Here is a 19,360-nt window from a genome sequence, read left to right as displayed (position 1 = left end):
TCATCGCGGCAGCGCACTGCCTGGTAAGTCTGTATCATCAATTAGCGCTAGATTAGCACATCACACCTTTTGACGCCTTGTTCAATAGAATTGAACATTGAGTTCGATATATTGCGCTATCACTGCAATCGGATTGTGAATAAAGTACACCACAGCAACGGGCAATCAGTCCCGAATGAACACAACAAAGGAATCACCCATGAGCAAAGTATTAGTTCTGAAGTCCAGCATCCTGGCAGGTTACTCTCAGTCAAATCAGCTGTCTGACTATTTTGTTGAACAATGGCGTGAAGAGCATAGCGCAGATGAAATCACCGTGCGTGATTTAGCTGCAAACCCAATCCCAGTATTGGATGGCGAGTTGGTTGGCGCGCTGCGTCCAAGTGATGCTCCATTGTCACCACGTCAGCAAGAAGCTCTGGCGTTGTCTGACGAACTGATTGCTGAGCTGAAAGCTCACGACGTGATTGTTATCAACGCACCAATGTACAACTTCAACATTCCAACACAGTTGAAGAACTATTTCGACCTGGTAGCGCGTGCTGGCGTAACCTTCCGTTACACCGAAAAAGGCCCAGAAGGCCTGGTGACCGGTAAACGCGCAGTGATTCTGACCAGCCGTGGCGGTATTCACAAAGATACCCCAACCGATCTGCTGGTTCCGTATCTGAACCTGTTCCTGGGCTTCATCGGTATTACTGATGTGAACTACGTGTTCGCTGAAGGTATCGCTTACGGCCCGGAAGTGGCGACCAAAGCACAATCTGACGCGAAAGCGGCGATTGATAGCATCGTTACTGCTTAATCGTTCGAGTTAAATTTTTAAAAACGGCAAACTTTATGTTTGCCGTTTTTATTTCTACAACAACATAAAAATTAATAAGAACGACGAGGCTAAAAAAGAAAGCCCAAACCATTCTGTATACACTAATGCAAAGGCAAACAGGCAGTTCATTGCCCACCAAAAGAAAATACGCTTGCGTAGGCCAGCCCAGTCGTATTGTGGGTAGCACAACTTCAAAATAAAAATAGTTAATGTTGTAAGAATAATCATAACGTCATCATCCATGATACGCAGACATACAGAAAGAATGAACCGGGTTCATTCTCATGCTATTCATTAAAATCCAACGCAATATTAACCGTTAGAAAATTGCATTTCAATATGGCTTACAATTAATGGAAAATAAATATAAACGTTATATATCAATCTATTGCTGTGGTTTTGCGGTTAATGATAATGTGAGTGAATATATTTCTAGATTTATATATGAAAAACGAATTGTATTATAAGAAGAGGGGTATAAACAAATGGGCGGTATTAAACCGCCCATTTTTATATTACTTATTTTGCCAGTAATGGCTGTGCTGTCTTCTCAACCAGCGCCAGCAGGATTTTAATATCCTCAAGCGTCACAATTGGGTTCAGCAATGTCATTTTCAGGCAGGTCACGCCGTTATGCTCGGTTACACCCAGGTTAGCGCGGCCAGAATCCAGCAATGCATCACCAATTTTCTGGTTCAACAGGGCAATGTCGGCATCAGTGGCGCAAGCCATTTGCTCAGGACGGAAACGGAACAGAACGCTCGCCAGTTGTGGTTTCATCACCAGTTCCAGAGAAGGCTGTTCAGTCACGTATTGCGCAACTTCCTGTGCAAGCGTCACACCGTGATCGATAATCGCGGCATACTGCTTCTGACCTAAGGCTTCAAGACCCATCCACAGTTTCAGTGCGTCGAAACGGCGCGTCGTCTGCAAAGATTTAGACACCAGGTTTGGCACGCCAGCTGCTTCATCGAACTCAGAGTTCAGATAAGCCGCCTGATAACGCATCAATTCATAGTGACGAGATTCTTTGAGCAAGAAAGCACCGCAGCTGATGGTCTGGAAGTATTGTTTGTGGAAGTCCAGGGTGATGGAGTCCACTAACTCAATGCCATCCAGATAGTCGCGATACTTCTCAGACATCAGAAGCGCCCCGCCCCACGCTGCATCAACATGCACCCAAATCTGGTGCTGTGCTGCAAGCGTTGCGATTTCGCGCAGTGGGTCGATAGCACCGGCATCGGTGGTACCAGCTGTCGCAACAATCGCCAGGATTTGCTCGTCGTTCGCCTGAGCCTGAGCCACTTTTTCGCGAAGATCGTTAAGATCCATGCGCGCAAACTCATCGGTTTTCACCAGCGTGACAGATTGATAGCCAAGGCCCATCAACGCCATATTCTTCTGCACCGAGAAATGGGCATTTTCAGAACACAGCACTTTAATCTTACGCAGGTTACCAACCAGCCCATCCTGCTGAATGGAATGGCCCTGACGCGCGAAGAACGCATCACGAGCCAGCATCAGGCCCATCAGGTTGCTCTGGGTGCCGCCGCTGGTGAATACACCTGCGTCGCCAGCCTGATAACCGACCTGAGTACGCAACCACTCAATCAACTTCATCTCGATGATGGTCGCAGACGGGCTTTGGTCCCAGGAGTCCATGCTCTGGTTGGTGGCGTTGATCAACACTTCAGCCGCCTGGCTAATCACCAGGCTCGGACAGTGCAGATGCGCAACACACTGTGGGTGGTGAACAGACAAGCTGTCTTTTAAAAAGAACTCGATAGCGCGTTCAATAGCAGCCTGGTTGCCCAGGCCCTGTGGATTAAAATCCAGTTGAATGCGTTCACGCAGCTCGGCAACAGATTTGCCCTGATACATCTCAGGTTGCTGCAGCCATTGCACAACAGCCGCGCTGGTCTGTGCAATCGCCTGCTGGTAGGCTTCAGTACTTTCCGCTGAGCCTGCCAGAATTGGGTTTAGTTCGGACATCAGGTCACTCACTCGACTCAGACAGGTTTGATGCCAGACGCCAACAGCGCTTGCTCAAACTTATCGAGGAAAATAGCCAGCTCATCGTTAGTGATAAGCAGGGATGGCAGCAGACGCAGTACACAACCGTTACGGCCACCGCGCTCCAGAATCAGGCCAGCTTTGAAGCAGTTTTTCTGCAGCAATGCGGACAGCTCTGGATCTGACGGGTAGCAACCCATGTGATCTTGCGCTTCGTTTGGTTTAACGATCTCAATACCGATCATTAAGCCCAGGCCACGAACCTGACCAATCACTGGATAACGTTTCTGCATGCTGGCCAGTTGACCTTTCAGCCACTCGCCCTGTGCCGCAACTTTGTCAGCAATCTTGTTTTCAGTCAGATGCTTCAGAGTCGTCAGGCCCGTTGCCATCGCCAGTTGGTTACCACGGAAAGTACCGGTGTGGTGACCAGGTGACCATGCGTCGAACTCTTTCTTAATGCCCAGAACCGCCAGTGGCAAGCCGCCGCCCACTGCTTTAGACATAACGATGATGTCAGGCTCAATACCTGCGTGCTCGTAAGCAAACAGTTTGCCGGTACGGCAGAAGCCAGCCTGGACTTCATCAATAATCAACAGAATGCCGTGCTCTTTAGTCACTTTACGGATGCGCTGCAACCATTCAGCAGGAGCCGGGTTCACACCGCCTTCACCCTGAACGGCTTCCAGAATGACTGCCGCAGGTTTGCGCACACCACTCTCAACGTCGTTGATCAGGTTTTCGAAGTAGTAAGTTAATGCTTTAACGCCAGCTTCGCCGCCAATGCCCAGCGGGCAACGGTACTGATGCGGGTAAGGCATGAACTGCACTTCAGGCATCATGCCGTCTACCGCTTCTTTCGGAGACAGGTTACCCGTCACGGAAAGTGCGCCATGGGTCATACCGTGGTAGCCACCAGAGAAGCTGATGACACCTGCACGGCCAGTCACTTTCTTAGCCAGTTTCAGAGCCGCTTCAACGGCATCTGCACCGGATGGGCCGGTGAATTGCAGGCAATACTCTTTACCCTGTCCTGGCAGTAAAGAGAGAAGATATTCAGAGAACTGATCTTTCAACGGAGTTGTCAGATCCAATGTATGTAACGGCAAGCCGCTGGTAATGACGTTTTGGATGCTTTGCAGCACATCAGGGTGGTTATGACCAAGAGCAAGCGTACCTGCACCAGCCAGGCAATCAAGATATTGATTATTCTCAACATCAGTGATCCAAACACCCTTCGCCTGAGCAATGGCTAAAGGCAATTTGCGCGGATAACTCCTGACATTTGACTCAAACTCAGCCTGTCTGGCCAAGTAGGTTTCATTGTTACCATTTAATGAATTAGCACCGAAACTATCAATACGGACTTTATCCGTCATCATATCTCTCCCACAACTGTCGAACCTTTAAATTCAGCAGTTGAATAAATGAATGTAGAAAAACTGACCACTATGTAAAAAACGCCGTCAATATAGGTTCTTTTGACTCTCTACTCAATATTTTATTTTGTGAATCTCTCTATGTTGTCTGAATGTTTTTATCTTGTACTTATTTTATGAAAATCAGTACGTTACTTACTCAATAGTCATTTATGCTGAAAACAAAGTTTATATCAGACATTAAATTCACTAGTTTGACATTTATCAGGCGAATGATTCAGTTTTCTCACGTTCGATGTAAGAGACAAACGGGCACTTCCTGACACATTAGACCAGCACGAGATGTCTGTTGTTGAGAGTGGATCTTTCTCAATGGAGAAAAGACTCAAAGAATATAAGGTGAATGTTTCAAATAGAATAAAATCCCAGCACTGCTATTAAATTAAGCTGCTGAGAAATTAAGCTTTTATTTTAGGCGCAGTCAAAATGGTATAAATAAAAGCTCAACGAAAGAGAAATTTAAAACAATGGCGGTCGTGATTTTATCGCCTTAATGGCGGATTGAACCCGGCTGCCGAAGATTCCCTGTGTGACCAAAGGCTGGCATTGGGGAGGAGCTGGATGTTGGGTTAATCGTCTGCGAGTCAGTTCCGCTAAGCCCCGCGACCGTGTCGCTGGTCCCAAGACCTGCCACCGCATCACTCCCGAGCAAGTCACTGGTGCCCTGGGCGGTTATCGTTTGCTGGCTGGTCGACGAACTGTTTGATGTGGAGCTGGTGGTTGGATTCATGGTTAATTGTGCGAACACAGCTGTGCTTACCAACGACAACACCACGGTCAGAATAATTTTTTTCATCAATGGATCCTCATTGCGTACCGGCGCCAATTCAGTGTAGCCCACGGCCTTATGAGGAGTGCTACTTTTTCATCCACTGCCCGTTGATGCCACGCACGTACTCGCCCGGTTGCGCTCGTGCCACCAGTTTCTGCCCGGCAAGTTCGGCAACCTGATTGGCTGAGATATTATTGCTATCTGCCAGCTTCTGGTAATTTTCCGAGCGCGCTTCGTTAATACGCTTTACCAGTTCCAGTGTCTCTTTATCTTGTTTAACGGGTGCAATAAAACCGCTCAACGTCTCCCCCACCAGCCCTTGTTGCCGGGCTTCAGTCAAGGTTAATGCCAGAACCGGCTGGCTAAACACCATGCTCGCCAGTAACAGACCCTTTAGGATATTTTTCATTAGGCTCACTCCGCGCCAAACAAATCGCTGCGATTTTTAAGCAGCGTTTCAACGTCTTTATCCACTTTAATATGAATTTCATGTTCAATTTTTACGTTCATATTAATGGTGATTGGCTCTTTTGGCGCCGCGACTTCAATACGCGGTGTGCATCCTGTTAAACCTGAAATCCCTGTAACCAGGAGCATAGCGATGACGATTTTCATTGTGTTTCCTCACAAGCTTTACCGCGTGTCTGACAACGCACATCCGGCAGTTCGGTATGTTGCTCAAGCCAGGTTTGCAAATTATCCCCAAAACGCAGGCTGCGCCAGAGCGTAAAAAGGTTTTCCTGATGGCTATAGTTCAGCCGAACCGCATTCCTTTTCCCTTCAACCTGGCTTGTGCCCTGCACATTCGCCCGCAAGGTTAACATGCCAAGATTATCTAAATTGATCGTGGTCCAGGAATGAGAAATTTCCATATAACGTAACCAGTTAACAGCAACACCTGCGGCAATGTTGTTCTCAACAATCGCATCAGCCATGTCTTTATCCAGCCGTAATGTCAGAGGGCCAGGATTGGACAGCCAGCCATCTTTGATTATCCATTGCGGATGGTTCAGCCACAGCGGCAACGCGCCGTTCACCCGCCCGGACATCGTGAACTGCTTAGGGTTAACCGCCGTAATCAATTCACTCGACGAGATATTCTCTAAGCGTAGCAAGGCGGCATCGCGTTGTGGCAGGCGTAATTGTTGCACGCGCATTTTGCCGCCCAGAATATCGACATTCACATTACTGAGCGTCAACGGCTGCCTGTCACTCCACGGATACCAGCCTTCGAGGTCAGCAGTGATATTCGACGAGGTCACCTGGTTTTTAACTTCCGCGATACGCAAGGTCACCGGGCCGTCTGTTCCCAGTTGCCAGGTGCTGTTGCCAAAGCGGAATGGCAGCACAAAGTCGACACCGTTAATTTGGTTATCCGGCATCCAGACGCTGCCACTTTTCACCACTCCATGCCCGCCGGCTTCAAACCCTTGCCCTGCGGCGGCAGAGAACGCCACTTGTGCGTACAGCGAACCGTCTTTTAGGGTCATTTTCCAGTCGGCCGGGATCAGCGGCTGGAAAACGGTCAACACTTGTTGTGGCCACCAGGCGTTACCCCGCAGGCGTTCACCATCCCAGCGGCCATTCACCCGCACCGGGCCAATATCCCCCGCATGCAGGTCGCCCTGGTACTGGAAAGATGCAGGATCTTCACCCGTGACACTGAATGATAACGTAGAAGGAGGCAGCGTACTGCCGCCGCTGAAAGTGGTTTTCCCGGCGTTTAGCGTAAACGCGCCATCAAAAGTGGGGGCTGACTGCGCGCGTTGCCAGTGCAGCGGCTTCTCGAGTTTTAAGCGCGGCTCGGTTACCAACATTGAACCGTACTCAAGCTTATCAAAGCCCGTGGAAAGCGAACTCAGTTCGATTGCACTGTCGCGCCACTCCCCTTGCCCGCGCACATCCCACTTAGCCTGCATTGGGGTGAACTCACCTTTGCCCCAGTATTTCCAGCGCCACAAGCCCGCATCCGGTAAAAAGTTGTCCGCATTCCCGTCGAGGTGCAGAACAAAATTACCCATCTGATTCTCATGAGCACGCACAATTGCCTGTAAGCGGCCATCAACACCGCGCTGCGTCACGCTAACACCTGCCAGCGGCCAGCGAATCTCATCGATATCCAGCGAGTCGATAATGCGCCCACGCGAGCGTAACAGTGCGCCCGGGCGGAATAACAATTGTGGGTCAGCGATCGGCCCACTAATTTCACCCGGCAAAACGGCGTAGAACACCATGCCATCTTGTTTGGCTTCTCCCGTTAACTGCACAGGCAACGCGCTGTTGAGCAGGCTGAGTTTGCCAGGGCCAATATTAAGCACCGCATTGGCTTTACCCGCACTTCCCTGGGTGATGACATTCATACGGCCACTGATAACCGCTTTTTCTATACCGAGTTTCCAGTCATCAACCCGCAGAGCAAGACCTCCGCGCATAGGGAAACCTGCATAAGGCCAGAACCATTGCCCGCCATTGACTTCGAAAATATTGTCACTCAGCGTCCAGGGCAACGACACCAGGGCTTCAGGTGCATCTGGCTTCGCCATCGTGAATGTGCCCTGCTCTTGATCCCAGTCAAGCTCTACATCGAGCAGTTCAGGCTCCTGCGGAATACGCAGTTTCGTCGCAAAATGGCCCTGTTCTGGCAGCTTGTCGGTTAACGGTGGCAAGGTAATGGTGCCTGCCATTTCCAGCGGGTCCATGCCCACCAGAGCCTGAACCTTTAACTTTTGCAACTCTAGCATCTGGCCGTTTAACTGCGCGTCGACACTCAACGACGGGCCTTCAAAGTGCAACGTTTGTTGCTGTGGCGTGAGGGCCAGACGCAAAGCCCCGGAGAACTGTTGAAACGGGGTGATATTGACCCTATCTATAGTTAAGAGACTTTCAGGCAGTAGTGATTGCCACTCGGCAAGCGTGCGCGGTGCGGCTGGCCCCGACTGATTCAAAGGAATTTTGCTGAGGCAATCGACATTAAGATTCAGCGTATCAACATGGATACGCCAGCGTTTTGGGTGGCTGAGGGTAGCGTCTGTAATATTCGCCAGTTCACAGTCACCGGCCAGGTAACGCAGGTCAGGAACAATGACCGCTCCCCGCGTGAAGCGAGGGCTGGATTCCATGGCAATTCGCGTGCCTTGTGGCAGCCAGATTCCGGCAAGCGTAGGCAGCCAATGCGCTATAGTCATCAGTAGCGCCAGAGGAAACAGAATGAGTATCAGCGCCAGCGCAATAATGGCTTTAAATTTACCCTTCATGGGCGGTTAATATCCTGATTCAGCGACAAAATTGTACCCAACGAGACAGCATATGCGATGATTCTTGCATTATTAAGTCCGGGCGTGAAGGTCGTGCCTGGTTTTAAGCGTAGCCAACGTTGAGTTACCAGCAGAATTTCATGCCTAAAAATAAATTTTAATATTTGTAAGAATTTTTTAAGCGTGATAATTTTACACCAATATCATTCTGGAGATAAGTCTCATGAAACTGGCAGTGTATAGCACAAAACAGTACGACAAAAAGTATCTGGAGCAGGTTAACAATGAATATGGCTTTGATCTTGAATTTTTCGACTTCCTGCTAAACGAAAAAACAGCTAAAACTGCGCATGGCTGCGAAGGTGTTTGTATCTTCGTTAATGACGATGGTAGCCGCCCGGTACTCGAGGAGCTTAAAAAGCACGGTGTGAAATTTATCGCGCTGCGCTGCGCAGGCTTTAACAACGTCGATCTCGACGCTGCCAAAGAGTTAGGTTTACCGGTGGTGCGAGTCCCAGCCTACTCTCCGGAAGCGGTCGCAGAACATGCTGTTGGTATGATGATGTGCCTTAACCGTCGTATTCACCGTGCTTATCAGCGCACTCGTGATGCGAACTTCTCACTTGAAGGGCTGACGGGTTTCACCATGTTCGGTAAAACGGCGGGTGTGATTGGTACCGGTAAAATTGGTATCGCGGCGCTGAAAATACTGAAAGGTTTCGGTATGCGTTTACTGGCGTTCGACCCATACCCAAGTGCAGCGGCACTCGAACTTGGCGTGGAGTACGTTGATTTACCCACGCTGTTTGCGCAGTCTGACGTGATTTCCCTGCACTGCCCGCTGACGCCAGAAAACTACCATCTGCTAAACCGCACGGCTTTTGAGCAGATGAAAGACGGCGTGATGATCATTAACACCAGCCGTGGTGCATTGATCGATTCCCAGGCCGCTATTGATGCGCTGAAGAACCAAAAAATTGGTGCACTGGGAATGGACGTTTACGAGAACGAACGCGATCTGTTCTTTGAAGATAAATCTAACGATGTGATTCAGGATGACGTGTTCCGTCGCCTGTCGGCCTGCCACAACGTGCTGTTTACCGGCCACCAGGCGTTCCTGACCGCGGAAGCGTTAACCAGTATTTCCGAGACAACGCTGGAAAACCTGCGTCAGTTAGAGAATGGCGAGCCTTGCGTTAATCAGGTGAACTGAGTTTCAGTATTAATGCCCTCACCCTGGCCCTCTCCCTCAGGAGAGGGCATAAACTGTTTTCCCCTTCTCCCTCAGGGAGATGGCAGGGATGAGGGTGCTTTAAGAATATCCTTATAATAATCAGATGTAATTTTGATATAGTCCCCCCTCATTACTCATTGATGAACTGAATAACTTAGGGAAAAGAAGATGAAAAAATTAGCTTCTGTAGCGCTGGCTGCAATGGTACTGGCCGGTTGTGCGCAATCAGGCGATAAATCGGCAGTTACCGCACAAGACCTGCAACACCACCGCTATGTTCTGCAAACTGTTGATGGCAAGCCGCTTACCGGTATTGATCGCACACCAGAACTGAGCTTCGGTGAGAATATGCACATTGCAGGCAGCATGTGTAACCGCTTCATGGGCCAGGCGACGCTTGAAGACAACACTCTGAAAGCGAAAGGGTTAGGAATGACAATGATGATGTGTGCAGAACCACAGCTTAACGGGCTCGACCACATGATTAACGACATGCTGACGACCGGCGCGAAAGTTGATTTGGCTCCGCAGCAACTGACATTGAAAACCAGCCAGCACACCTTAGTTTATAAACTGGCCGAACTGGTTAACTAATTCGACTAGTACGCCCCACAGGTTCCGGCGGCAAGCGCGTTTTCACTACAGCGTTTGCCGTTCGGCATCGCGCACATACCGATTGCCGAGCCATCAAGCTGACGAGCAACACTCAACGTCCCACCAATCATTGCACAACTCGCCTGCCCTTGATTAGACATTGCCGCACGCATACCAAGCGGTACGTGAGCTGCGGTGGCTTGTTGAGGTGGTTCATTACTACATGCCGACAATAACAGTGCGGCAAATCCCGCTAAAAACGCAGCGCGCATTACTTTTCTCCCCCTGAATGTTGCAAAACCCAAGAATCATAAGCGCTCGCGCGGTGTTCCGTCGAGGCCGCAAGACCATAAAATGTGTCTGATTTTGTAATGCAGATCACTTTATTGTGCAAAACTTATCCAATCTCCCTTTTCATAACCTCAATCAAAGCCAAACGCAGGACACAAAAGCGAAAATCACCTTCTGTGGGCTTTGCTAGAATTAAAAGATTATTCTTCGATTCGCGTAGGTATGCGGGTCTATTCGTTTTCATTTATACCTGAGCTACTTCAAGTTGCAGGTAGGCGGCAATCGAATGAATCCCGATGAGCTTACTCATGTAAGTGATTCGGGTGAATGAGAGCAGCCAACAACCCTGCAACTTGAAGGGTGACTGGTATATTGCGCAATGTAAGGGTGTCTCCATGATCACAACCGACGGCAATGGTGCAGTCGCGTCAGTCGCGTTTCGTGCCAGCGAAGTAATTGCCATCTACCCGATAACTCCCAGCTCCACCATGGCGGAACTTGCCGATGCGTGGTCCGGGGACGGGCGCAAGAACATCTGGGGCGATACGCCTCGCGTGGTAGAAATGCAGTCCGAAGCCGGCGCCATCGCCGCCGTTCACGGTGCTCTGCAAACCGGCGCGCTTTCCACCTCGTTTACTTCATCGCAGGGTTTACTGCTGATGATCCCGACACTCTACAAACTGGCCGGGCAACTAACGCCGTTTGTATTGCATGTGGCCGCGCGTACTGTCGCCACTCACGCGCTCTCGATTTTTGGTGACCATTCAGATGTGATGGCGATTCGCCAGACCGGTTGTGCGATGCTGTGCGCCAGCAGCGTTCAGGAAGCACAAGACTTCGCGCTGATTTCGCATATCGCCACCCTGAAGAGTCGCGTGCCGTTTATTCATTTCTTTGATGGTTTCCGCACCTCACATGAAATCAATAAAATTGTGCCCATTGCTGACAGCACCATTCTGGAATTGCTGCCGCAAAAAGAGATTGATGAACACCGTGCCCGTGCGCTAAACCCTGAACACCCGGTGATCCGTGGCACCTCTGCCAACCCGGATACCTATTTCCAGTCCCGCGAAGCCAGCAACCTGTGGTACGACGCGGTGTATGAGCACGTTGAGCAGGCAATGAATAGCTTTGCCGCCACTACTGGCCGCCAATATCGCCCATTTGAATATTACGGGCACCCGCAAGCCGAACGCGTGATTATCCTGATGGGTTCTGCCATCGGCACCTGTGAAGAAGTCGTCGACGAATTACTGACGCGCGGCGAAAAGGTGGGCGTGCTAAAAGTTCGCCTGTTCCGCCCTTTCTCTGCCGATCATTTATTAGAAGTATTGCCAGAAACTGCGCGCCAGATTGCTGTGCTCGACCGTACCAAAGAACCCGGTGCGCTGGCAGAACCGCTGTATCTCGACGTGATGACCTCTCTTGCCGAAGCGTTCAACCGTGGCGAACGCGAAACGTTGCCGCGCGTGATTGGCGGGCGTTATGGCCTCTCTTCCAAAGAGTTTGGCCCGGACTGCGTGCTGGCGGTGTTTAACGAACTGACTCAGGCCAAACCGCGCCCGCGCTTCACCGTGGGGATTTACGACGACGTCACCAATTTATCTCTGCCATTGCCAGAAAACACTCTGCCGAACCGCGCCAAACTCGAAGCGCTGTTCTACGGTCTGGGCAGTGACGGCAGCGTATCAGCCACCAAAAACAACATCAAAATCATCGGTAACTCGACGCCGTTCTTCACGCAGGGTTATTTTGTCTATGACTCGAAAAAGGCAGGTGGCCTGACGGTTTCCCACCTGCGCGTCAGCGAGCAGCCGATTAACTCAACCTATCTAATTGATAAGGCAGATTTTGTTGGCTGCCACCAGTTGCAGTTTATCGATAAATATCAGATGACCGAGCGCCTGAAACCGGGCGGTATTTTCTTGCTGAACACGCCTTATGGCGCAGATGAAGTGTGGCACCGCCTGCCGCAAGAAGTTCAGGCGGTTCTGAACCAGCGTAAAGCCCGTTTCTTCGTGGTCAACGCGGCGAAAATCGCCCGTGAATGCCAGCTTGGCGCGCGCATCAACACCGTTATGCAGATGGCGTTCTTCCATCTCACCAACATTCTGCCGGGCGACAGCGCACTGGCGGAACTGCAAGGAGCGATTGCTAAAAGTTACAGCAGCAAAGGTCAGGAACTGGTCGAGCGCAACTGGCAGGCTTTAGCCTTAGCCCGTGAGTCGCTTGCCGAAGTGACCTTGCAGGAAGTGAATGAAAGCAGCCCGATGCGCCCGCCGGTGGTTTCCGATGCAGCACCGGATTTCGTCAAAACCGTCACCGCCGCGATGCTCGCAGGCCTTGGCGACGCGCTGCCTGTTTCTGCACTCCCACCAGACGGCACCTGGCCGATGGGCACCACGCAGTGGGAAAAACGCAACATTGCCGAAGAAATTCCTATCTGGAAGCCGGACATTTGTACCCAGTGTAACCATTGCGTTGCCGCCTGCCCGCACTCGGCGATTCGCGCCAAAGTCGTACAGCCTGAAGCGATGGAAAACGCCCCTGCCGCACTGCAATCACTGGATGTGAAATCCCGCGATATGCGCGGGCAGAAATACGTGCTGCAGGTGGCACCGGAAGATTGCACCGGCTGTAATTTATGTGTCGAAGTTTGCCCGGCAAAAGATCGCCAGAACCCGGAAATCAAGGCCATCAATATGATGTCGCGCCTTGAGCACGTTGAAGAAGAGAAAGAGAATTACGACTTCTTCCTTAAACTACCGGAAATGGACCGCACCAGCCTCGAGCGCATTGATATTCGTACTTCGCAGCTGCTTCAACCGCTGTTTGAATATTCAGGCGCGTGTTCCGGCTGTGGCGAAACGCCGTACATTAAATTGCTGACTCAGCTGTATGGCGACCGCATGTTAATTGCCAACGCCACGGGTTGCTCGTCAATTTATGGCGGTAACTTGCCGTCAACGCCATACACCACCGATGCCAACGGGCGCGGTCCGGCGTGGGCAAACTCACTGTTTGAAGACAACGCCGAATTTGGCCTCGGTTTCCGCCTGACCGTCGATCAACATCGCGCCCGCGTGATGCGTCTGATCGGTAAGTTTGCTGACCAACTGCCTGCTGAACTGAACGAACAGCTTCATGCTGAGGCCACACCAGAAGTGCGCCGCGAACAGGTTATCGAACTGCGCAAACATCTGGCAAATATCGACGACTCGGACGCGCGCCAGCTCATCACCGACGCCGACGCGATGGTTGATAAATCTATCTGGCTGATTGGTGGCGACGGCTGGGCGTATGACATCGGCTTTGGCGGCCTGGATCACGTGCTTAGCCTGACCGAAAACGTCAATATTCTGGTGCTGGATACGCAATGTTATTCCAACACGGGCGGCCAGGCATCAAAAGCCACGCCACTTGGCGCGGTGACGAAATTTGGCGAACACGGCAAGCGTAAAGCGCGTAAAGATCTCGGCGTCAGCATGATGATGTACGGGCATGTTTATGTGGCGCAGATTTCACTCGGCGCACAGCTTAACCAGACGGTGAAAGCCATTCAGGAAGCAGAAGCCTATCCAGGCCCATCGCTGATTATCGCCTACAGCCCATGTGAAGAGCACGGTTACGATTTGGCGCTCAGTCACGACCAAATGCGTCAGTTGACCGCGACCGGCTTCTGGCCGCTGTATCGCTTCGACCCACGTCGTGCCGATGAAGGCAAACTGCCGCTGGCGCTGGACTCCCGTCCACCTTCTGATGCACTGGCTGATACCTTGATGAAAGAGCAACGTTTCCGTCGCCTGAATGCGCAACAACCGGAAGTCGCCGAGCAGTTATGGAAAGATGCTGCCGTCGATTTGCAAAAACGCTACGACTTCCTGGCTCAGATGGCAGGTAAAGCAGAAAAGGCTGATAGCGAGTAGTTGGGTAATGTCGGATGTCGCTGCGCTAATCCGACCTACGGAAGGCATTTCCAGGGTGGATTAGCGCAAGCGACATCCACCCCTCGAATCAGTTCTTAAAGCTAATCCGCACGATATCATCCGGGCTGGTCGGCTCTTTTTCGCGGCTACCCGGTTGTTTCACGCTGACAAACAGCTGCTGCCCATCTGGTGACAACGCGAGGCTATTTGGCAATGCAGGTGTGTCGATAGTCTCCAGCACTTTGTAGCTCTTCGCATCAATCACGCTGACTTTACCGGCTTTGCGATGCGTCACGTAGACTTCGTTGCGCGTCGGGTTAAACAGCACATCCAGCCCCAGCGGCACATCCACTTTGTTCAGCACTTTGCTGGTTTGGGTATCCACAACCAATAGCTGCGGTGACTTCGAATCGCTGACAAACGCACGGTTGTTTGCAGTATCAAGCGCAATATTCAGGTAGAAATGCTCGCCTTCGGTGTCCAGTTTGGTGCGCGAGATAACCTTATTGGTTTTGCTGTCGATAACGATAAATTCGTTGTCGGCATTGGTCATGTAAATGCGTGATGCTTGCGCATCAATCGCCAGCCCCGTCGCCATTTTGCCAAGATCTTTAATGGTATCGCGCAATTCAAGCGTTGCTCCATCAATCACCCACAGCACGCTGGACTCACCCAACCCGCCCATATACAACGTGTTGGTGGCCTCGTTAACCACTAACTGGCGCGGCATCAGCGGGCGCGCCGTTTCGGTACGTTTGGTTTCATCCACCACAAGCGTTTTAATCACATCGCCTGTTTTGCTGTTAATCGCCGTCACCGCACTGCTGGTGGTGTTGCCAAGGAACAATGTACCGGTGGTTTTGTTGAGCGCCACGCCGAACGGCTTCAGGTTGTTATGAATAGCCTGAGTCACTTCGAGCGTTGCCGGGTCAAGGCGATAAACCACCCCGCCTTTATCCAGTTTGCGGCTTTGGGAAGTGGCAACATACAGTGCGGACTGATCCGCGCTATAGGCCATTTCGTACGCGCCTTTGCCAACGGGTTTTCTTTCGACCATGAATGAGGTATCGGCAAACAGTGAACTGGAAAACAGCAGGCTGGAGAGCATTAAAGCAGGCAATGCACGCAGGCGGGTTTGTGGTAAAGCAGACATAAATATCCTTATCAACAGTAAGTAAAAAGCTATAACTAACAGGATATTAGCTATAGCTCAAAGCACTGTTGATAATTATTATCATTTCCGCCAACAAAAGCAAATGATTCTCATTTAAATGGCATAACACAAGGGTTAATCAACTTAATTAACCACCATCACAAGGCAACCTTTGCCAGGAACGACAAACCAAAGAATCGGCAAAATCATTAAATACTGCTGCCCCACGGGTTCAGTTCTGCCCGCCAGTCAGTGCCGTCCTAAGCATTTATCAGTACGACTTACCTGCGATCATGACCATATTTCGATCCATTTCTTTTAATTATTGAAAGCTATGATCCATAAGTATTTACAATAATAAACCCGATCAAAAAAAATATCATAAACGAGGTGAGGACTCCGTAAGCAACACTACAAATAAAACCTTCCTTTTTTATTGTGTATAAAATGCAATAGACCCCCCTCCACCACCAATAATACTCAATGCAAAAAATAATTTAACATAGAAAAAATAACACCCCTTACCATACAAGCTAATGAATTCCGTATAGATAATAACAGAAACCATGCTAACACCAGCGGCGATTAACAAACTCAAAAATATATTTTTCATAATCAATATGAATACCCATATATACCTGGTTTCGGTGGAAACGGTGACGCTCCCCAACGGCCATTAGTAAAAATAGACATTGCTTCCAATAATAATTTATTTGTTTCTTGCTTACAATTCCTTGCAATGAATAAATTTATATGTTCATTTCCTTTCTTATTTAATTCATTATATGCCTGTTCCACACAATAATTTTCGGCCAGTGTTGGCTTGGACAAATCATTATCCAATGCTTCTCTGGCTGTTTTTATATCGATGGTTGATCTAAATTCCACCCTTTTAAATTTTCATCATTCCCCCAACTATACGTATGCAATATATTCCCTGACCATCTGTCGTTACTGTAAACGTATGTGTAAGTGGATTCCAACGAGATCTAGCCTCATCACCAAGAGCTGCTAGATCTCTACTAACGATATACGACTGAGCGGTTTTAGTTAATCCCAATGGATCTATATACTTAGTAGGATTCAGTGGATCTGTATACCAATTCCACCCACCCGCCAGCCCAATCGGATCCTGGATAATATATCGCCCCTGTTGCGGGTCATAATAACGATGGCGGTTGTAATATAACCCCGTCTCCTCATCAGCCTGTTGGTCCGGCAGACGGATCAACTCGGGTTCTCCTCCGCCAGCTGATTGCCCCATTCATCGTATTCTGCCTGCCAGGCTATCGCTCCGGTTTCATCAATCAGCGCCAGCGGCAGTCCCCGGTGGTCGCAGTGGTAAAGATGGATTTTTCTTTCCGGCGTGTGTTCCAGCTCCAGCTGCTTTTCCATCTGCTCCACGCTCAGCCCGCACTGCGTCAGCCACTGGCGGCTCTGGTCACTGAGCTGTCCACTGCATCAGCACCCAGCCCCGCGTCCTGCTGCAGTTTCTCCGCCAGCGTACGGCTTTTTCCAGCGCGGCTGTTGCCGTCATGTCGCCCACCGTGCCGCGGGTTTACCGGTCATACATAAATCCTTTTGTTTACATGAACTGAAAAATACTCTCTGCAGCGGGCCGTATTTTCTGATTCAGCTTATATCTATTTGTCATCAGTTAAACATTGTCAATTGATCATGTATTTTCATTAGAACATGGTAAATTCACATATGTTATCAATGCTATGAAATCTATTTACCACTCCTCACTTGAGTATTAGAATATTCTACTTTAATTATTTTATAACTATCATTTTCTTTTTTCAGAACAAATAATTCATTTACGGTATATTTTTTATAGTTAGAATAATAAAATAATTCTATTTTTTCACCACCAATAAACCCTGTGATTACGTTAGTTTTTTTAATTCACTATTCTGATAACCCCCAAATATATCATACACATTGCTCATAAATGGAACACCATTATCCCTATTCATAGATTCTTTAAACTCTTTAGACAAAATCGTATCATAAATAACATCAAATTCTTTTTCATTATATTTAACATGAAATTCTTGCACTTTCTCTTTAGCAATATTCACATTAGTATCATTACACCCTACTAAAGGCAGAAAAAAACAAAGCAATACAATATCTTTCTATTAATCATAATATTTATCTCAATTAACTATACAGCGAGTATATTGTTGGCAAGTTATACCACCTGAGAATGTTCCCCCTCCCACCCCAGCAGCAAGGGTAGCAGAAAGATTTATAGGACCATTACTGCCATTTATTTCAACCAAGCCAGTCGTAGAACCATTAATAATAAAGCCAACATCGGTCGTTGCCCCGGAAAGAATAGTCATGCCACTGCTGGGAGGTGCATTACTGATAGTACCTGATAGAGAAATAGCACCCGCAGCACCGCCCCCAACTCCCTGACATGCCATAAGATACGAACATAAATCCAATCCTTTATCGCCATTTCCGGTAAGAACTCCACCAGAAAAACTTCCACCAAATACTCCATAACCAGATACGCCGGCATCAGCACTAACTGAAAATAGTAATGGTGAATATGTTGGTCCATTTGCCGCATCTATTGTTGCCGATGCTTCTTCGTATGACATATAGCCTTCGGAAGCAGCATTCACTGCTGAACCAGCCTCCTTACCAAATGCACCACTAAATGTAATCAGCCCTAATGGATCTACTCCCTTAACTGGATCCAGCGGATATGTATACAAATTCCACCCACCCCTCAACCCAACATATCCTTCCGTACAAAATACTCTCCAGACCTTTTAAGTTACACTAACACCTCTGCATTGATGGTTATTTATTATGTTGCGTTGGGAACACACATCCTTTCCCTTCGGCCCAAAAACTGATACCGATCATAATTATCCCGAGCAAAGCACCTCCGTACATGCAAATTAGCATCAAGAAAGAAAACATCTTATCTTCAAATTTAAATACCCGAGCATACATTTCAAACATACCAGTGATTGTATTAAAATCTATGTTTTTCCTCTTGCAAAAATTCATTCCTGAAAAGACGGCAATTAAAGCCAATGAAAATATAATAAAGAACACAATAATTCTGGCAATTCTAATTTCTTCACACATATTTACCCTACCTAGAAAAATGGTACAGATACATTAGGATTGTATGGGATTTTAAGTTCTGGGCCAGCCCCAGGCCCAGCACCAATGTATACTTCTGGCCATGTTGATGTCTGCATTATCTCAATACTTGCAATTCCGAATCCAATAGAAAAGCCAGCAGCTGCTTTTAAATCCTTAGCTTTAGGGTCTCTAAATTTCAGCCCACATGTCGCACTTGCGCGTGCGCCAACAGCAGCAACTGGAATGCTGCCAAGCCCACTAACACCTGTATTTTCATTAGCTGAAACAGATCCTGATACACCAGTACCTAACGCAGCTGTTCCAGATGCCCGACACTCTCTTGACATAGGATTTGGTGGTAAAAATGGCGCCATATCTTTACTTATTTCCTCCGGAGAATCCCCATGCCCAGTCATCCATTCACCCAGAGAAGCTCGTTCATTGATCCCTGCCCCCATATCAATACCAGTAAATGGTTCTAATCCTAAAGGATCAATATTCTTGTTTGGATTCAGTGGATAAACATACAAATTCATCCCACCCGCCAACCCAATAGGATCCTGGGTAATATACCGCCCCTGTTGCGGGTCATAATAACGGTGGCGGTTGTAATACAATCCCGTCTCTTCATCAGCCTGCTGGCCCGGCAGACGAATGAGTTGTTGCAGATGATGCGGATTTTCTTCTGTCAGCTGATTGCCCCATTCATCGTATTCTGCCTGCCAGGCTATCGCTCCTGCTTCA

Annotated in this window: 16 protein-coding genes and 1 pseudogene; 4 read left to right on the top strand and 13 right to left on the bottom strand. The window is 48.9% G+C overall.

Translation table 11 applies throughout. From position 1 onward, the window contains the following. The first annotated feature begins 199 nt into the window (after positions 1-199). Positions 200-805, top strand: coding sequence for an FMN-dependent NADH-azoreductase (azoR, locus tag M975_RS07295; RefSeq protein ID WP_064558348.1), 606 nt, complete (start codon positions 200-202; stop codon positions 803-805). A gap of 540 nt (positions 806-1,345) precedes the next feature. Here the strand turns inward: azoR and M975_RS07285 are convergent. From M975_RS07285 to M975_RS07260, 6 genes are all read right to left on the bottom strand, one after another. Further along, positions 1,346-2,818: a pyridoxal phosphate-dependent decarboxylase family protein gene (locus tag M975_RS07285; protein WP_064558343.1), complete on the bottom strand. Its 1,473-nt coding sequence runs from the start codon at positions 2,816-2,818 to the stop codon at positions 1,346-1,348. 17 nt (positions 2,819-2,835) lie between these two features. Further along, positions 2,836-4,221: a diaminobutyrate--2-oxoglutarate transaminase gene (locus M975_RS07280; protein WP_064558340.1), complete on the bottom strand. Its 1,386-nt coding sequence runs from the start codon at positions 4,219-4,221 to the stop codon at positions 2,836-2,838. A 547-nt stretch (positions 4,222-4,768) separates the two neighbouring features. Next, the gene (locus M975_RS07275; RefSeq protein ID WP_064558337.1) at positions 4,769-5,074 is read right to left on the bottom strand and encodes a hypothetical protein; all 306 of its coding nucleotides are present in this window, start codon (positions 5,072-5,074) and stop codon (positions 4,769-4,771) included. A 61-nt stretch (positions 5,075-5,135) separates the two neighbouring features. Next, positions 5,136-5,459: a YdbL family probable chaperone protein gene (locus tag M975_RS07270; protein WP_064558334.1), complete on the bottom strand. Its 324-nt coding sequence runs from the start codon at positions 5,457-5,459 to the stop codon at positions 5,136-5,138. 5 nt (positions 5,460-5,464) lie between these two features. Next, positions 5,465-5,665 (bottom strand): YnbE family lipoprotein, encoded by a 201-nt coding sequence (locus tag M975_RS07265; RefSeq protein ID WP_064558331.1) that lies wholly within the window; start codon positions 5,663-5,665, stop codon positions 5,465-5,467. Next, entirely contained in the window at positions 5,662-8,304 is a 2,643-nt protein-coding gene (locus tag M975_RS07260; protein ID WP_064558328.1) for a YdbH family protein, read from the bottom strand. Before M975_RS07260 ends, M975_RS07265 begins: the two co-directional genes overlap by 4 nt. Positions 8,305-8,527: 223 nt before the next feature. On the opposite strand from M975_RS07260, the gene M975_RS07255 reads away from it, so the two are divergent. Both M975_RS07255 and hslJ read left to right on the top strand, forming a co-directional pair. Next, on the top strand, positions 8,528-9,517 hold the full coding sequence (locus tag M975_RS07255) for a 2-hydroxyacid dehydrogenase (RefSeq protein ID WP_064558326.1): 990 nt from the start codon (positions 8,528-8,530) through the stop codon (positions 9,515-9,517). Between the two features lie 189 nt (positions 9,518-9,706). Beyond that, a complete protein-coding gene (hslJ, locus tag M975_RS07250; RefSeq protein WP_064558324.1) occupies positions 9,707-10,132 on the top strand; it encodes a heat shock protein HslJ in 426 nt (141 codons plus the stop codon). A gap of 5 nt (positions 10,133-10,137) precedes the next feature. Here hslJ and M975_RS07245 read toward each other — a convergent pair whose 3' ends face one another. After that, complete coding sequence (locus M975_RS07245) at positions 10,138-10,404, bottom strand: putative hemolysin (protein ID WP_064558321.1); 267 nt, start codon at positions 10,402-10,404, stop codon at positions 10,138-10,140. A gap of 414 nt (positions 10,405-10,818) precedes the next feature. On the opposite strand from M975_RS07245, the gene nifJ reads away from it, so the two are divergent. Further along, the gene (gene nifJ / locus M975_RS07240; protein WP_064558319.1) at positions 10,819-14,349 is read left to right on the top strand and encodes a pyruvate:ferredoxin (flavodoxin) oxidoreductase; all 3,531 of its coding nucleotides are present in this window, start codon (positions 10,819-10,821) and stop codon (positions 14,347-14,349) included. Between the two features lie 88 nt (positions 14,350-14,437). Here the strand turns inward: nifJ and yncE are convergent, their stop codons facing one another. From yncE to M975_RS23340, 6 genes and pseudogenes are all read right to left on the bottom strand, one after another. After that, the gene (gene yncE, locus M975_RS07235) at positions 14,438-15,502 is read right to left on the bottom strand and encodes a 7-bladed beta-propeller protein YncE (RefSeq protein ID WP_064558317.1); all 1,065 of its coding nucleotides are present in this window, start codon (positions 15,500-15,502) and stop codon (positions 14,438-14,440) included. A gap of 615 nt (positions 15,503-16,117) precedes the next feature. Continuing rightward, the gene (locus tag M975_RS22895) at positions 16,118-16,390 is read right to left on the bottom strand and encodes a hypothetical protein (RefSeq protein WP_133521411.1); all 273 of its coding nucleotides are present in this window, start codon (positions 16,388-16,390) and stop codon (positions 16,118-16,120) included. 4 nt (positions 16,391-16,394) lie between these two features. After that, positions 16,395-16,954: pseudogene (locus M975_RS07225) on the bottom strand (RHS repeat-associated core domain-containing protein); the annotation flags it as partial. A 437-nt stretch (positions 16,955-17,391) separates the two neighbouring features. Then, a complete protein-coding gene (locus M975_RS07220; protein ID WP_064558312.1) occupies positions 17,392-17,586 on the bottom strand; it encodes a hypothetical protein in 195 nt (64 codons plus the stop codon). A 78-nt stretch (positions 17,587-17,664) separates the two neighbouring features. Beyond that, positions 17,665-18,234 carry a hypothetical protein gene (locus M975_RS22890; protein ID WP_157093344.1) on the bottom strand — a complete coding sequence of 190 codons (570 nt, stop codon included), beginning with the start codon at positions 18,232-18,234 and terminating at the stop codon, positions 17,665-17,667. Positions 18,235-18,627: 393 nt separating this feature from the next. Then, the coding region (locus tag M975_RS23340; protein ID WP_245164340.1) for an RHS repeat-associated core domain-containing protein at positions 18,628-19,360 on the bottom strand (733 nt) is incomplete at its 5' end.

Source organism: Buttiauxella brennerae ATCC 51605 (assembly GCF_001654925.1).
GTDB lineage: Bacteria > Pseudomonadota > Gammaproteobacteria > Enterobacterales > Enterobacteriaceae > Buttiauxella > Buttiauxella brennerae.
The sequence above is the reverse complement of the archived record's forward strand: the minus strand, read 5'-3'. Positions and strand labels throughout refer to the sequence as shown.

Excerpts from the sequence above, each read along its gene's own strand:
- azoR (WP_064558348.1), top strand. The coding sequence starts at position 200 with ATGAGCAAAGTATTAGTTCTGAAGTCCAGCATCCTGGCAGGTTACTCT.
- M975_RS07285 (WP_064558343.1), bottom strand. The coding sequence starts at position 2,818 with ATGTCCGAACTAAACCCAATTCTGGCAGGCTCAGCGGAAAGTACTGAA.
- M975_RS07280 (WP_064558340.1), bottom strand. The coding sequence starts at position 4,221 with ATGATGACGGATAAAGTCCGTATTGATAGTTTCGGTGCTAATTCATTA.
- M975_RS07275 (WP_064558337.1), bottom strand. The coding sequence starts at position 5,074 with ATGAAAAAAATTATTCTGACCGTGGTGTTGTCGTTGGTAAGCACAGCT.
- M975_RS07270 (WP_064558334.1), bottom strand. The coding sequence starts at position 5,459 with ATGAAAAATATCCTAAAGGGTCTGTTACTGGCGAGCATGGTGTTTAGC.
- M975_RS07265 (WP_064558331.1), bottom strand. The coding sequence starts at position 5,665 with ATGAAAATCGTCATCGCTATGCTCCTGGTTACAGGGATTTCAGGTTTA.
- M975_RS07260 (WP_064558328.1), bottom strand. The coding sequence starts at position 8,304 with ATGAAGGGTAAATTTAAAGCCATTATTGCGCTGGCGCTGATACTCATT.
- M975_RS07255 (WP_064558326.1), top strand. The coding sequence starts at position 8,528 with ATGAAACTGGCAGTGTATAGCACAAAACAGTACGACAAAAAGTATCTG.
- hslJ (WP_064558324.1), top strand. The coding sequence starts at position 9,707 with ATGAAAAAATTAGCTTCTGTAGCGCTGGCTGCAATGGTACTGGCCGGT.
- M975_RS07245 (WP_064558321.1), bottom strand. The coding sequence starts at position 10,404 with ATGCGCGCTGCGTTTTTAGCGGGATTTGCCGCACTGTTATTGTCGGCA.
- nifJ (WP_064558319.1), top strand. The coding sequence starts at position 10,819 with ATGATCACAACCGACGGCAATGGTGCAGTCGCGTCAGTCGCGTTTCGT.
- yncE (WP_064558317.1), bottom strand. The coding sequence starts at position 15,502 with ATGTCTGCTTTACCACAAACCCGCCTGCGTGCATTGCCTGCTTTAATG.